The sequence below is a fragment of the Muricoccus radiodurans genome (genome assembly GCF_050154705.1).
Classification (GTDB): Bacteria; Pseudomonadota; Alphaproteobacteria; order Acetobacterales; family Acetobacteraceae; genus Roseomonas; species Roseomonas radiodurans.
This window is the reverse complement of the sequence record NZ_CP189561.1, coordinates 3,348,998-3,362,763: the sequence shown is the minus strand read 5'-3', so window position 1 is coordinate 3,362,763 and position 13,766 is coordinate 3,348,998. Positions and strand designations below refer to the sequence as shown.

Annotated in this window: 11 protein-coding genes; 7 read left to right on the top strand and 4 right to left on the bottom strand. The window is 62.1% G+C overall.

Features of this window, described 5'->3' with window-relative positions; all coding sequences use genetic code 11:
* The first annotated feature begins 57 nt into the window (after positions 1 to 57).
* From ACP6CK_RS16125 to ACP6CK_RS16115, 3 genes are all read left to right on the top strand, one after another.
* Positions 58 to 666, top strand: coding sequence for a hypothetical protein (locus ACP6CK_RS16125; RefSeq protein ID WP_426954314.1), 609 nt, complete (start codon positions 58 to 60; stop codon positions 664 to 666).
* Entirely contained in the window at positions 659 to 1,528 is an 870-nt protein-coding gene (locus tag ACP6CK_RS16120) for a segregation and condensation protein A (protein ID WP_426954313.1), read from the top strand. Before ACP6CK_RS16125 ends, ACP6CK_RS16120 begins: the two co-directional genes overlap by 8 nt.
* A gap of 364 nt (positions 1,529 to 1,892) precedes the next feature.
* Complete coding sequence (locus ACP6CK_RS16115; protein ID WP_426954312.1) at positions 1,893 to 2,336, top strand: helix-turn-helix domain-containing protein; 444 nt, start codon at positions 1,893 to 1,895, stop codon at positions 2,334 to 2,336.
* Between the two features lie 185 nt (positions 2,337 to 2,521).
* Here the strand turns inward: ACP6CK_RS16115 and ACP6CK_RS16110 are convergent, their stop codons facing one another.
* Both ACP6CK_RS16110 and ACP6CK_RS16105 read right to left on the bottom strand, forming a co-directional pair.
* Positions 2,522 to 2,902, bottom strand: a complete 381-nt coding sequence (locus ACP6CK_RS16110) for a hypothetical protein (RefSeq protein WP_426954311.1) — start codon at positions 2,900 to 2,902, stop codon at positions 2,522 to 2,524.
* A 260-nt stretch (positions 2,903 to 3,162) separates the two neighbouring features.
* Positions 3,163 to 3,876: a GNAT family N-acyltransferase gene (locus tag ACP6CK_RS16105; protein WP_426954310.1), complete on the bottom strand. Its 714-nt coding sequence runs from the start codon at positions 3,874 to 3,876 to the stop codon at positions 3,163 to 3,165.
* A 1,337-nt stretch (positions 3,877 to 5,213) separates the two neighbouring features.
* On the opposite strand from ACP6CK_RS16105, the gene ACP6CK_RS16100 reads away from it, so the two are divergent.
* A complete protein-coding gene (locus ACP6CK_RS16100) occupies positions 5,214 to 5,918 on the top strand; it encodes a GNAT family N-acyltransferase (RefSeq protein WP_426954309.1) in 705 nt (234 codons plus the stop codon).
* Between the two features lie 792 nt (positions 5,919 to 6,710).
* Here the strand turns inward: ACP6CK_RS16100 and pepA are convergent.
* Positions 6,711 to 7,526 (bottom strand): flocculation-associated PEP-CTERM protein PepA, encoded by an 816-nt coding sequence (gene pepA / locus ACP6CK_RS16095; protein ID WP_426954308.1) that lies wholly within the window; start codon positions 7,524 to 7,526, stop codon positions 6,711 to 6,713.
* Positions 7,527 to 9,014: 1,488 nt separating this feature from the next.
* Positions 9,015 to 9,686, bottom strand: coding sequence for a hypothetical protein (locus tag ACP6CK_RS16090; RefSeq protein ID WP_426954307.1), 672 nt, complete (start codon positions 9,684 to 9,686; stop codon positions 9,015 to 9,017).
* A 524-nt stretch (positions 9,687 to 10,210) separates the two neighbouring features.
* Here ACP6CK_RS16090 and ACP6CK_RS16085 point away from each other — a divergent pair.
* The 3 genes from ACP6CK_RS16085 (at position 10,211) to ACP6CK_RS16075 (ending at position 13,754) form a co-directional block, all read left to right on the top strand.
* Positions 10,211 to 11,017, top strand: coding sequence for a hypothetical protein (locus ACP6CK_RS16085; RefSeq protein WP_426954306.1), 807 nt, complete (start codon positions 10,211 to 10,213; stop codon positions 11,015 to 11,017).
* A 107-nt stretch (positions 11,018 to 11,124) separates the two neighbouring features.
* Entirely contained in the window at positions 11,125 to 11,820 is a 696-nt protein-coding gene (locus tag ACP6CK_RS16080) for a response regulator (RefSeq protein WP_426954305.1), read from the top strand.
* Positions 11,817 to 13,754: a PAS domain S-box protein gene (locus ACP6CK_RS16075; protein ID WP_426954304.1), complete on the top strand. Its 1,938-nt coding sequence runs from the start codon at positions 11,817 to 11,819 to the stop codon at positions 13,752 to 13,754. Before ACP6CK_RS16080 ends, ACP6CK_RS16075 begins: the two co-directional genes overlap by 4 nt.
* The last annotated feature ends 12 nt before the right edge of the window (positions 13,755 to 13,766 follow it).

The window sequence follows — 13,766 nt, the reverse complement described above, 5'->3', positions numbered from 1 at the left end:
GGGAGGGGGGACCGCGAGGGCGCCGGAGGAGGAGACGCCCCGGAGACCGGCGCGGCGGTGGTCACCGACGTCCTCGCGCTCGCCAGCCCGGACTGGCTGTTCCACCACCTCGACGTGACCGGGCCGGCGGAGGACCTCGCCCTGTTCCGCCTCGCGGCGGCCGGGCCGGGGGTGATCCCCTGGACCCACGGACGGGCCGGGGAGGAGGAGGACCTGTTCCACCTGCTCGCCGCCCCGCCCCGGGGCGAGCGGGTCCTCTCGCTCCAGGGGTGCCGGATCGTCGCCTCCGGGCTCCGGGCGGCGCTGGAGAAGTCAGACGAGCGGGTGCGAGTGGCGGTGAGCCGGCCGGGTGGGCCGGTGCCCCTGGACCTGCACCGGCTCGTCCCGGTGCCGGCCGAGGTGCTGCGCCTCGGGCCCGGGCACCCGGACGCGCTGCGCTGGCTCTGGACGCAATGGGGCACGACCTGGCCCCTGCGGCAGGTCGCGCACCGGGCCGAGGCAAGGCGATCGGGCGGGAAGGGCAGGGGAGGGGACCTGGCCGCCTCCGCCCGTCTGTCGCTCGCCTTCTGGTCGGCGGACTGGACGCCGTGGGCAGCACTCCAGCAGGTGCGCGAGACCTGGCCGGCGCTCTCCGTCTCCGTCCGACCCCACTACGACGATGGCTGAGGCGGACGGCGGCGGAGACGCGCAGGCCGCCGAGGAGGAGGGGTGGGAGGTCGCCCGCAGCGGCACGCCGCCCGGGCGCGAGGCGCTCCACCTCGACCTCCGGGGCTATGCCGGGCCGCTCGACCTGCTCCTCGATCTCGTCCGGGCCGGGCGGGTCGACATCGGCGCGATCTCGATCCTCGATCTCGCGGCGCAGTTCCAGGCGGCAGTGGAGCGGGGCATCACGCGGCGGGACGTGCCGCTGTCCCGGCTCGGGGACTGGCTGGTCGCGGCGGCGAACCTCGCCCTGCTGCGCTCGCGCCTGCTCCTGCCGGCGGACAGCCGAGAGGGCCAGGAAGCTCGGCAGGAGGCGGAGGCCCTCCGCCGCCAACTCGCGGACCGGGCGGCTGTCGCGGCGCTCTCAGACTGGCTCACACGGAGACCAAGTCTCGGACGAGAGGTGTTCGCGCGCGGTGCGCCGGACGAAGCGCACGGGGCGGGCGAGGGGAGGGGAGCGCCGGCGGTCGCGGACTTAACGACGCTGCTGCGGGTCTGCCTCGAGGTGATGCGCCGGCCCGAGCGCGTGCCGGCTTACCAGCCCACCCCGCCGGACATTTGGCGCCCGCCAGCGGCCTCAGACCGCATCCGGCGCATGTTGGGAGAGTTCGACGCTTCTGGTGAAGCGCGGGCGCTGCCGCTCGAGACCTTCCTTCCGCCATGCGAAGCGATGCGCACCCTTCTGCAGCGACGGGCCGCCGTCGCCTCTACCCTCGTCGCCGGGCTTGAACTCGCGCGCGACGCGGCCGTTCGGTTGGATCAGGGTCAAGCGTTTGGTGACATCACACTCCGTAGCAAGGCTACGCATGTTGCGCGCGTCGCGTGATAACGTCTCTCAACGGGTAACCTCGGTCGAGGTAGCGCATCGTCCACTTTGAGGCGACGCTTCGCGCCGTTGCGCACGGTAGGAGCTGAGCAGTACCGTCGCTTGTCGAAGCGCCCCGCCGTAAGCGCTTCGGAGAGTGTATACCCCATCTTGGGTGCGGCGCTCGTCGGCGTCTTGCACGTGCCATGCACGCGTCGCGGTTCAGTCGTGGTTCGAGTAAGGTTCTACCCGCGCCCGGCTGGGCCAGAAGCGTCTCGCGATGTGCGGGAGGCGGTCCCGACCCGTCCTCGCCGATGGTGATCGATATCCCCACACCCGAATAGGGCAAGCCGCCTTGGGGCCCGGCAGGAAGGTGCGTGACCTGATGACGAAGGTGCGAACGGCAGAGATTGTGAAGGGTGCCAACTCCATCGATGTTCATGTTGGTGCGCGGATCCGGCTCCAGAGAGCGATCCTCGGCATGACATTGGAGAACCTGGGAGCGGCGCTCGGTCTGACCTTCCAGCAAGTGCAGAAATGCGAGAGTGGAGTGAACCGGATCGGCGCCAGCCGGCTGTTCGAGATCGCGCGTGTACTGGACGTCCCTATCACCTTCTTCTTCGAAGAGCTTTCGGAGAACATTCACCCCTCGGCGGACAAGGGCGAACACTCTGCCAAGGGCTTTACCGAAGGACAGGAGAGACTACAGGACGAGAGATTGCAGCGGCGCGAGACGCTGGTGCTTGTGCGCGCGTATTATCGGATCACCGAGCCTGCCGTTCGAATGCGTGTCCTGGACCTGATCAAAGGCCTCACGGCAGACGGCTGAAGATGACGCGTCAACTCGGGGTCAGGGAGATCCGCTCGGTATCGATCGGCGCTGGAGGCGGGAGAGAGACGACATGAGCTGCTATCTGGCCAGCAACCTCGAGGCCCAGGTCAGGACTTCGTCACGCATGGCAACCGCCGATGCAGGATTGAATGACGGACGCTCCACTGAACCGACCGTGCTACTCAACTGATCTCCGGAAACATCATGGGGGCGGGCTGCCGTAAGTCTTGATCAATCTGAGCAAGCTGGCCCTCTTCCAACGGACATAGCGTGAGCACCGCTTCGCGAAGACTTCCGAAGCACCCAACAATGACCTGACCACCTCCAGCCTCGATCGGCCGCTCCCGGATCATCTCGACGGAACCCGCTCTCGGCAGAATGGAAAAGACAGGAAACTCAGACCCCGGCGGGGTAACATCAAACATCTCGCCCGTTGCAATTTGCACCAGCTCAACGCGCCAGCCATCGATGCCCGGCGCAACACGCGACCACGCAAAGCCGAACCTGAGATCAGCGATCGGAAACGTGCCAGGCTCTGAAGATGGCTTTGCCGGATCGGGCAACTTCTGAGGCCTCTTCTCAAGTTGAGCGATGGTCGGGCTCAGCCCAGTGCCTCTGGATGCCGTCGCGTTTACCTAAGGCGACATTCAGCGGAGAAGGGGCTTAGCCCTCCGGACGTACCACTTCGACTTGAAGTTGAACATTTAATTTGACTTACCTGCCACGATTCTCCAAAAAAGAGATGGCAAGTGCGGCAAACGTGACAAACTTGTGGCGCGGGCCAACCGGATAAATTCAAGCCGTGCTTAAGCTGGCTTCCTTCTTAGCCTGCATCGCGGCAAGCCTTTGGAAACGCTGCAATCTGCCCTCCAGTTGCGTCGTTCCAGAATTCTCCGTTGTGGGTGAGGAAGTTCCAGACGTGGGGGAGTTGGCGCTGGATGCGGGCGAAGCCGCCGGAGAGTTCCCAGACGGCGGGCTGGCGGAGGCCGTGGTACTCGATGAGGGGGCCGACAGCCTCGAAGTGGATGGCGGCGCTGCGCAGGAGGCGGAGGAGGGTGCGCTCCATGGTGGCGCACCAGTGGGTGAGGCCGAGTTCGCCGCTGACCTGCACGAGGCCCTGGATGAGGCAGAAGCGCATCAGGGCGGCGGCGGCGGGGCTGAGGCCGTCGCGGTCGCGGGTGATGGCGAAGCGGGAGATCTCGGCGGTTGTCTCGCGGGGAAGGGGGCGCAGGACGTAGCTCTCGCAGACGCGTTCCATGGGAAAGCCGAGACCGGCCCCACGCTGGCCCGAGAGCACGAGGCGGACGGTCCCATAGACCTTGCTGGAGGCCCGGCTGCGGACCAGCACGTGCCGGGAGTGGGCATCGAACTCGTCCTGCTCGAGGCCGCTCTCGCCCGGTTCGAAGCCCCGTTCTTCGCAGTAGACCTGATAGCGGAGACGCTTTGCCTCGAGAACCTGCTCGGGCGTCGTTGCCACCTCTACCACCAGTTCATCAGCGGCGCTGGTCAAAGCATCAGTGTATGCTTTCTGCAGCATCTGCACTTCCCCCATTTCACTATCCAGTCGGATCAAAGATATACGTGCCGTCGATAAGGATGCTCTGGCGTGAGCTGTAGTGTTCGATACTGCCGTTTTCTTGCTTCAAAGCTTAAGGTTGCCCAACTAAGATCTCGAGCGACTGCTCCTCGTTAATCTCTCACCCCCACTTATCTCCGCTCCGACATATCATGCAGTCCGAACCTGTGCTCAGAACGCTGCACTGCCTTCCTGGCTAACAGCGGACTAGGTTTCCTCACAAGACAGAAACACACTGAAACGTGACGTCATCGCTGGATTTGGCAAGTAGGGTAGTTGTGATCTAGAAGAACGGGATAATTATCCTATTTGCTGGCCGCTTGATGATGCCGAGTTGCCGTGGCCTCGTGCAGCAGAGAGTTCAGACCGATCAATGGACCGGCTAATCTGAAGTGCATCTACATCATGTTTGATGTAGACTTCTGTTCTCTCGGCGTGCGTCTTGGAACGTCGTCATAATACTAAACAGGTGGTGGTTGGGCCTTGTCGCGGCCGTAGGATATGCTGCCAGCTCTAAAGTTCGGCGTGGCCCCCTGAACTGCTGCCTTAGATGGTTCCGGAACTAGGCGGTGATCGGCCGGCGCTCCACAGCGCAGCCCTGTGCCACAACACTCAGCCTGCAGAGATTCGCGTTCTCCTCCGCGAGATTCGTTTCTCAATCCAACGTCCAGGTTTCGACCACTTCGGATGATCTGGCACGCGCGCTCACGACGAAGCCGCCGTTGAGGGACCTGACGACAACGACCCTGTGCCACGAACCATGGTCCGGCAATCCGAGCAGCCTTTTCGCTTAGCCCGCATAGCCACCTCGATTGTCACAGTTGCCGCCACAGCTCCAAATCAGCGGATTGAACTGAAAACCGTCCAGAACGTCCGCCGGGAACTGTAGCAGAATTTCCCGAAATTCGAAACGCTCGCAGAGCGAGTAAAAAGGATCAATAACAACCTATGGTTGTAAAGGTCTGCTTGGATCAGGGTAGAAGGCAGTGATCAAAGTAATCGTTAGTCAAATCTTCTAAGAGATGCCTGAGACTCTAGAAAAAGCGTATAAAACGGAGGAGACGTCGGAGTGTTTGTGCCGATCTTCCTGATATTGTTAGAGGGCAAGTACAGGAAAAGGGTGCCATCTGACCACTTCAATTTACGAGACTGATCAATTTTGGTGATCAGTACAAATCTTAATACTCTCGATCCCGTGAGAAACGCTTGCGCTGAGGTGGGGTAGTCCGGTCTATTCTCCATGCTCTCACGAGCTCGTGAGCTTTTATCCCTGCACCAGCTACTCGGAGACGCTTGCCATGTTGCAGCTCCCCTTCGCCGACATGCTGAATAATGCCGCTGATGAACTGGTGGTAGAGGTGGCAACGACGCCCGAGCAGGTTCTCGAGGCAAAGCGTCTCCGCTATCAGGTCTACTGCGAAGAACGGGGCTTCGAACCGGGCGAGAGCGGCCTCGAGCAGGACGAGTTCGATGCCCACTCCCGGCACGTGCTGGTCCGCAGCCGGGCCTCCAGCAAGGTCTATGGGACCGTCCGCCTCGTGCTCTCGGGCCAGCGTGGGGCCGGTCTCGGCTTTCCCATGGAACGCGTCTGCGAGAGCTACGTCCTGCGCCCCCTTCCCCGCGAGACAACCGCCGAGATCTCCCGCTTCGCCATCACCCGCGACCGCGACGGCCTCAGCCCCGCCGCCGCCGCCCTGATGCGCTTCTGCCTCATCCAGGGCCTCGTGCAGGTCAGCGGCGAACTCGGCCTCACCCACTGGTGCGCCACCATGGAGCGTACCCTCCTCCGCCTCCTGCGCAGCGCCGCCATCCACTTCGAGGCTGTCGGCCCCCTCATCGAGTACCACGGCCTGCGCCAGCCCGCCGTCTGGGAACTCTCCGGCGGCTTCGCCCGCATCCAGCGCCAACTCCCCCACGTCTGGAACTTCCTCACCCACAACGGAGAATTCTGGAAAGACCAGATTACTCGTGAAAGCATTGGTGATCTTACGAAAGTCGGCTGAGCGCGACGAAGTCCGACAGGCGTTGAAGCCCCTATAGCGGCCAAGGAGCTGCTGGGGCGGGCGTGGCGGCCGGCGCCTCTCTGGGCGTGTTCGTAGTGGCACGGGTGGGGTCTTGATATCTTGGGTTGCAGGCACTCATTCAGATGAACTGAAGGCAGGCGTGAAGCTGCTCCTTGCACACACCTACGTCGGCAACAGGCGGCGTGTGCAGCCATGAGAGCGTCTGGCGATTCAGTTCAGCCCAGTGCCCCAGCGAGCTCACATCGTGAGCGCGACGCTGTCGGAGATCATCCTGGAAACGCCGGCCGGCACACGATGGAAGGCCACGCCTGCTACGCGATTGGAGGCGAGTGAGGGCTTTCATGAGAGGATCGGAGAGCAACGGGTGGTGCGGGGCGAGGTGGCACACGGCTGGATGGCCGGTAGGTCAGAAGCCAAGCGCGCCTTCAAGGCGTCTCGCTGACAGGACAGTTTCGGTGTTGGTTGGCCTTATCCGCTGCGCAACCGCCGAGCGACTGGATCGGCGCTGAAGCTCCGGGCTGAAGAGACCAGAACGTAGACGGCGTTGTACCCGCCTGGCTACCGTCGTCAGAACATCGTCAGTAGCAGCATCACGAAAGCCGCCGAGACAGTGCTTGTAGCGAGTAGGTAGGGCAGAACCATAAATTTGACTTCAGCTTTGCCTAGCGATGGACGGCCGCCCAGCCAAGTGGATTGACTGGGCGGTTCGAAATAGTGGCCGCCGTCTGAAAGGTGCGAGCAAGTCCCTTAGGCAGCCGCTTGCTCGGACTTCTACGTGCGACGGCGCTGCACGAACCCGAGCCCAAGCAGGCCAGCGCCGAACAGGGCGAGGGTGGCCGGCTCCGGAACGGCGGTCAGGAAGAGCTCCGTCCCGGCGCCCGTCGCGGTCGCGACGAAGCTCTGGGTCAGGCTGCCGCCCGTGATCGTCTGCGTGTTGCCGCCGAAGTTCTCCAGCGGGAAGAAGGGGTTCGGCGAGACGAAGAACGCCTGCCCAGCCGCGGTGAGGGACAGGTTGAAGATCGTATCGAAGTCGCCGTTGGCCAGCCCGCCGAAGATGTGCGCTTCGCCGACCCTGAGCGTCATGGTGGCGAGGAGGATATCGTCGCCGGTGGTGCCGCCCGCTGTGGCGGTGTTGCCGACAAAGCCGAAGGTCGTGTTCTGGTTCGGGTCCAAGTAGAGATTGACGCTGCCGGAGGCGAAATTCGCCTGAATGCCGCCACCCGCCAGCGGGTCAGCCTCACCCGCGAGGTTGAAGATGCCGTAGATGCCGTAGCCACCGCCGCCGAACCCGTTGAGCTGCGAGGGGACGGCCGAGCCACCGATCGCGTAGGAGGCCTTGGTCAGGAAGCCGGATTCGGTGAAGGGGTCGTCGTTGCCGGCCAGCGAACCGCCGTTGATCGTCTGCACGATCCGGCCCGCGTAGTTAAAGCTGATCCGATCGGCCTGAAGTGTGTTCTGCGCACTACCGGGAACCGAGCCCTCATTCACGGTGAACAGAGGGGCCGAGAGCGCCGGCGCACCGGTCGTGGCCAGGACGGCGACGGAGGCCATAAGTGCCTTCCGGATCGTCTTTGGGAGCAGCGTCATTGCAAGTTCCTTCTGGCGTCTCAGGGCATCAGGCGATGTATCTGACGAGGCCCATGGTGCTCGTTCTGAGCGATAGAGCACCTTCCGTGCCAGCAACCGCGTCCCGGCCATGCGATTGTTTCTTCAGCAGGTTTCTTCTCGTATTACGAAACGATATTGTGCGATCGGCTAAACTGTAAAGAAAATCTAACGGCAAGAAGGTTCCTGAAGGTCTCGCTGTCAGCTACGCTAGAGCCCGTTGGCGCCTGAATCCGATCAGTACGCGGAGGTCACACCGACGCGGACTCAGGAGCAGCAGGAACGGTGTACCGGCCCGGCCGACGGTGTTCAGGATGTTGCCCCCTCCCGCAAACGAGTCCCACAACGCACTCAACGCATCGACGCCCTAAGCATCCAGGTTGCTCGGCTAGCGTTGCATCTCCCAAAGCCGACCAGATCCCACTTCGAGGGTTCAGGTCCTGCGGCATGCTCTCGAACAGACCGAGAGCCGCCCAGCGCCAAAACCAGCCATAGACCGTCCGCCAGGGCGGCGAGGCTGCCGGTAGCGCCCGCCAGTCGCCGCCCACTCGCAGGTGCTAAGCCCATGCCTGCACCACGGCAAGGGCTGGCGTCGGCTCTTACTCTGCGGCGGGTCGGCCGCTCCAACCAGTCCGCCACCTCGCGGATCGCGTGCTACGATATCACCTACTTCAGGTGCGCCGCTTGCCCCGCCTGATGCCGTTCCGTCCACATCTCTCCCACCCTTCCGCCCAGCCAGGCGGTTCCCGGTGTCAACTCAGGAGAGAATGGGGATGGGCGGCTGAGGGCCGCTCAAACAGGTTCTCAGAATGGCCGGACCGGTTTCCAGGTCTAAGATCAAGGTCGCCATGCCTGAATGTGTTAACGAGCAAGCTGATCCAGGGGAGCTAAAGCCGGTGGCGTAAGGGCTCGGCAAACCGCTGAACCAAGCTGTTGGTGTTCGGCATCTGCGGCCCCAAAACCTCCGATCATCGTGCCCATAAAGAACCACCGCGCGACCTCGCCATCTCCTGCGAAGCGGCGGCTGTGTTCCCGCATCAGAGCATCACGCTGAGTCTCCAATGCCTGAAGCACGCGTGAGCCCCAGACTTCGTCTCGAAGTCTGCATCGCCGCGCCAGTGTGACAACTCTGGCCGATTGGGCCAACTGCCGCCCTGCTTCAAGGTGGGCACTTGGAGCAGGCTGCGCCTCGGCCGCCCCGGCCACAAACACCCCAATGACCAAAACAATAACAGCTTTCATGGAATTTCCCTCCGTCAACTTGGTTGAAGCGTGGGGCCAGTGGCGCGTAGCCCTTCCCGTGCCGTGCTCCGGCCTTGATTTCCGGGCAGCATTCGTGCTGGTCCGGTCACTGACCGTCGCTGGATCTCTGGATGGCATGGCACGCTGAGCGGCCGCTTGATGGTCTGTGCAAGCTCGACGCCGCGGGTGCCCGCCCGGATATGGAAGGCACCGGACAGTGGCGCATGATCACCTCTTGCGCCGCACCACCACACCGTTGAACTTGCCAGTCTCACCTTTCGGGTAGTTGTAAATCGGGCTGCTGAGAGACCAGCCGAGCGGCGCATCGCCGGCGTTGTAGGTAATGGCTCGGCTGAACGGCATCGGGGTGACGTGCACCTCACCGTCCCAGGGATCGCAGACGAGGCCACTGTTGCGGGTATATCCGTCTACAAGGACAAAGTGCGAGCCACCCTTTTTCCACTCGACCAAGGCAATCATGGGTGCGCCGGCTCCGTCCGAGAGGCAGGCCTCGGAGCCAACTCCCTTCTCGCCCAGGTCGACGCACTCCCACTTTCCGAGGCCGAGGTTCGCCAGCACGGCCGGGAACTGGTCGGCGTCGCTGTAACTGCTGCCGTCATACGGGGAACCGGTGACCTTGGTGTATTCGGCGTAGACGTGCGGCTCGGATTTTACAGCATTGTCGATCGCTGAGTTGCAATACGTCACGCCGAGTGCCGCGCCGATAGCCCCGCCGGCGGTGGCGAGGGCTGCCTCGGTCGCGACGCCGGCAAGCATGTGCTTCTTCTTCATCTTGAAGTTGATCATCATGATGCATGCGATGCCGCAAGAGTTCTGCTTCTGCTGCGAGTAGACCATGTGCGCGCTCAGGTAGCGGGTGATCCGTGCGTACCAGGCCATGTCTCTTCCTCTTCTCCTGTTGGGCGCGATGACACCCTGTGGGTTGATGGGAGAGCACTACCAACCGCGGATTTCTGTGATGTCTTGCGCTACTGGCCTCAATGTCGCGTTCGTCACGCTCGCAGCAGAAGCACCTCGGTCGAGAAGTCGGGCGAGCTTCTCTGGGATCAGGGGCGAACGGGAGAGCGTTCTGCAACAACGAGAGGCAGGACAGCGCCGAGGCGCGATGTCCCTTCTCCCGGTGTAGCCAAGGGGTGAATGCGCGCACGAGTTCCCAAGGAGTGACTCCAGGCGCATGGTGGATTGATCCCTTGAAGGTGGGGACGCGGTCTCGGGTGAGAAAGCTGGACTGTCGTTTCCGCTCGCCCGGGACGACCCGCAGCAGAAGTCGCTAGCGCTGGCCAGCGCAACCGCCTGCCGAACGTCACCCATTGGCGGTGGTCCGCGGGGGGCAGTCCGGGCGCGGCCGGCGCATCGCGCTCTCGCCCCGGTGGCCCTGGTGGCTGGGCTCGTGGCGGGAGCCCTTGGCCTCGAAGGCTGGGATCCTCATCACGGAGGAGGGCGGCAGGCCTCGATCCGAGATAAAAAAAAAAAAAAAAAAAAAAAAAAAAAAAAAAAAAAAAAAAAAAAAAAAAAAAAAAAAAAAAAAAAAAAAAAAAAAAAAAAAAAAAAAAAAAAAAAAAAAAAAAAAAAAAAAAAAAAAAAAAAAAAAAAAAAAAAAAAAAAAAAAAAAAAAAAAAAAAAAAAAAAAAAAAAAAAAAAAAAAAAAAAAAAAAAAAAAAAAAAAAAAAAAAAAAAAAAAAAAAAAAAAAAAAAAAAAAAAAAAAAAAAAAAAAAAAAAAAAAAAAAAAAAAAAAAAAAAAAAAAAAAAAAAAAAAAAAAAAAAAAAAAAAAAAAAAAAAAAAAAAAAAAAAAAAAAAAAAAAAAAAAAAAAAAAAAAAAAAAAAAAAAAAAAAAAAAAAAAAAAAAAAAAAAAAAAAAAAAAAAAAAAAAAAAAAAAAAAAAAAAAAAAAAAAAAAAAAAAAAAAAAAAAAAAAAAAAAAAAAAAAAAAAAAAAAAAAAAAAAAAAAAAAAAAAAAAAAACTGCATGGGAGTGCAGCCTCCCCATCTGCAAGAGCCTCTCAGGCCGGGACAATAGCTGCTCTAAGGTCAGGGTCGCCCGTGACAGCGCAGGCACGGTGCCGGCCCTTACCTTTTCACAGTCGGGACTCGTCATGCTGTTGCTCGACCCCTCTCCCTTCCATTCGGTCCTACTGTCGCGTCGCCCGAAGCGCCCCTACGACAGCAGCGCCCGACCTGCTGGCCAGGAATGTTCACCGCCTCGACATTGAGCCATTCCGGGTTAACTGGTAGGCGGGACCGGCGGGAGCGGCTTTCCCGTGTCCTCCGGCGGGGGTCCCGTATGCCAGCAACGAGCCCGCGACCGACGATCGCGGTAGTGGACGACGAGCCCGACCTGCGCGAGGCCGTGGCGGAGTACTTGGAGGGCCACGACCTGCGGGTGCTGGAGGCCGGCAATGCGGCGGAGCTGCGGGAACTGGCGATGCGAGAGAACCTGGACATCGCGGTGCTCGACATCGCCATGCCCGGCGAGGATGGGCTCTCGCTCGCGCGCTGGCTGCACTCGCGTGGCCCCCGCCCCGGTATCGTTTTCGCCACCGCTGCTGGCACGGCGATCGACCGAATTGTGGGGCTCGAGCTCGGCGGCGACGATTACGTAGTGAAGCCCTACGATCTGCGTGAACTGGTGGCGCGCATCCGTAGCGTGCTGCGGCGGCTGTCCGAGCAGGACTCCCCGTCCGCGGCAGCGAATTCCGTCCTCGACCACACGGTGCAGGTCGGTGCCTATACACTGCATTTGGAAAGCCTCCGGCTGACGGACCCGGATGGCAGGGACCTGGCGCTCACTGTCATGGAGGCAGAGCTGCTCGCCGCCCTCGTGATGCGCCCCAATCGCGTCCTCTCACGCTCGCAGGTGCTGAATCTGGCGCACGGCCGTGACGCGGAGGGCGACGAACGCCTTGTCGACGTACGTGTGACTCGCCTGCGCCGGAAGATCGAAGTGGACCCGGCCCGGCCGCGGCTCATCCGCACCGTTCGTGGCGAGGGCTACATGTTCGTGTCAAGTCAATGAGGTCCGGGGCTCCGATCCCGGATTTCGGTGAGGCACAGCTCCGTGCCGTCCTCGACGCCATCCCGGCGCGGGTCGCACTGATCGACCGCGGAGGGCGCTGCCGCTACGCGAATCGAGAGCTCGCCGAGTTCGTCGGCCTCACGCCCGAGACCGCGCTGGGCCGTACGGTGACGGAGATGTTGGGCGAGGCCGCGGGCGTCCTCCTAGCCGGGCAAGGTGGGCGAGCCCTGGATGGCGAAACCGTGCGCTGGGCCGGGTGGTTGCCTTTTCATAATCGAGCGGAGCGGCGCTACGTGCAGCGCATCCTCCTGCCTCACCGCGGCGCCGACGGGACGGTGGATGGTTATTTCATCTTTTCTCGTGACCTGACGGAACTGGTGGAGAGCGAGCGGAGGCTGCTGGAGACGGGAGCGCAGCTGCGGGGCAGCGAGGCGCTGAGCTCCGCTATTGTTGCTTCGGCGCTCGATGCCGTGGTGGTGATGGATGAGGCAGGCCTCGTGATGGAGTGGAACCCGGCCGCCGAGCGCACCTTCGGCTACGCCCGCCATTCCGCCATCGGCCGCCCCGTGGCCGAATTGATCGTGCCGCCGATGATGCGTCGGCGGCATGTGGACGGTATGCGCCGCTACATGGAAACCGGGATCGGCACGGTGATCGGGCACCGCGTCGAGGTCGAGGCGACGAGGGCGGACGGGAGCATCTTCCCCTGTGAGCTGGCGATCACCGAAGCCCGTCTGCCCGGCCGGCGGTTGTTCACCGCGCACCTGCGCGACCTGACGGAGCAGCGCGCGGCCGCGGCTGAGATCGAGGGGCAACGAACGCGGTTACATCATGTGGAAAAGCTCTCGGCTATGGGATCGCTATTGGCTGGCGTCGCACACGAGCTGAATAACCCACTTGCCATCCTGCTCGCCCAGGCCACGCTGCTGCGCGACCAGGCAACGACCCCAGAGCTGCGGCGCCGTGCGGAGCGCATCCACGCCGCCGCCGAGCGGTCCGGGCGCATCGTTAAGAGCTTTCTCGCGATTGCCCGGCAGGAGGCGCCGCGGCGCACCCTGGTGCGGTTGGCCGCCGTGGTGGACGCGGCGGTCGAGCTGACCGCCTATGGGGCCCGCAGCGCCGGGATCGCGGTGGACGTGACGCACGACCCCGACCTGCCCCCAGTGCAAGGGGATGGCGACCTGCTCGGGCAGGTGGTGGCGAACCTGCTGGTCAACGCGCAGCAGGCCCTGCAGGATCGACCAGAGCCCCGGCGCATATCGGTGTGGACCCGGCGCGCGGGCGAGGGTGCGGTTGTGGTGGTGGCCGACAACGGAGGCGGCGTGCCTGCGGACCTGAAGTCGCGGATCTTCGAGCCCTACTTCACCACTAAGCCGGCCGGTGCCGGAACCGGCATCGGCTTGGCGATCTGCCGAAGCATTGTAGGGGCGCACGGTGGTCGGGTGGAACTGGAAGACGTGCCGGACGGAGGGGCTCGGTTCCTGGTATGGCTGCCTTGTGAGGCGGCGGTGGAGCCGGCGGAAGCGGCGACACCAGACAGGGCCGACGAAAGTCTCGCCGTGTTGGTGGTGGATGATGAGCCGGACGTGGCGGAATCCCTTGCCGAGATCCTGGAGATCCAGGGTCATCGCGTGACCGTGCGGGAGAGCGGCCAGGCCGCGCTGGCGGCTGCGCGACGAACTCGGTTCGACATCGTGTTCGCGGACCTTCGGATGCCTGGGATGGACGGCATCGCGCTACGTCGCACCCTGATGGCCGAGCAGCCGCAGGTGGGGGCTCGCACGGTGCTCGTCACCGGCGATACGGTGCTCGGGGCATCGACGGCACGGGCGCGGCGGGACGGCGCCTTGGTGCTAGAGAAGCCGTTCACACCGTCGGACGTGCGGACGGCACTTGAGCAAGCGCTGATGAAGCGCGACCCGCCGGCCTCTTAAAGCTGGGGATGC

Coding starts and splice junctions, on each gene's coding strand:
- ACP6CK_RS16075 (WP_426954304.1), top strand. CDS start 11,817: ATGAGGTCCGGGGCTCCGATCCCGGATTTCGGTGAGGCACAGCTCCGT.
- pepA (WP_426954308.1), bottom strand. CDS start 7,526: ATGACGCTGCTCCCAAAGACGATCCGGAAGGCACTTATGGCCTCCGTC.
- ACP6CK_RS16120 (WP_426954313.1), top strand. CDS start 659: ATGGCTGAGGCGGACGGCGGCGGAGACGCGCAGGCCGCCGAGGAGGAG.
- ACP6CK_RS16115 (WP_426954312.1), top strand. CDS start 1,893: ATGACGAAGGTGCGAACGGCAGAGATTGTGAAGGGTGCCAACTCCATC.
- ACP6CK_RS16090 (WP_426954307.1), bottom strand. CDS start 9,686: ATGGCCTGGTACGCACGGATCACCCGCTACCTGAGCGCGCACATGGTC.
- ACP6CK_RS16105 (WP_426954310.1), bottom strand. CDS start 3,876: ATGCTGCAGAAAGCATACACTGATGCTTTGACCAGCGCCGCTGATGAA.
- ACP6CK_RS16100 (WP_426954309.1), top strand. CDS start 5,214: ATGTTGCAGCTCCCCTTCGCCGACATGCTGAATAATGCCGCTGATGAA.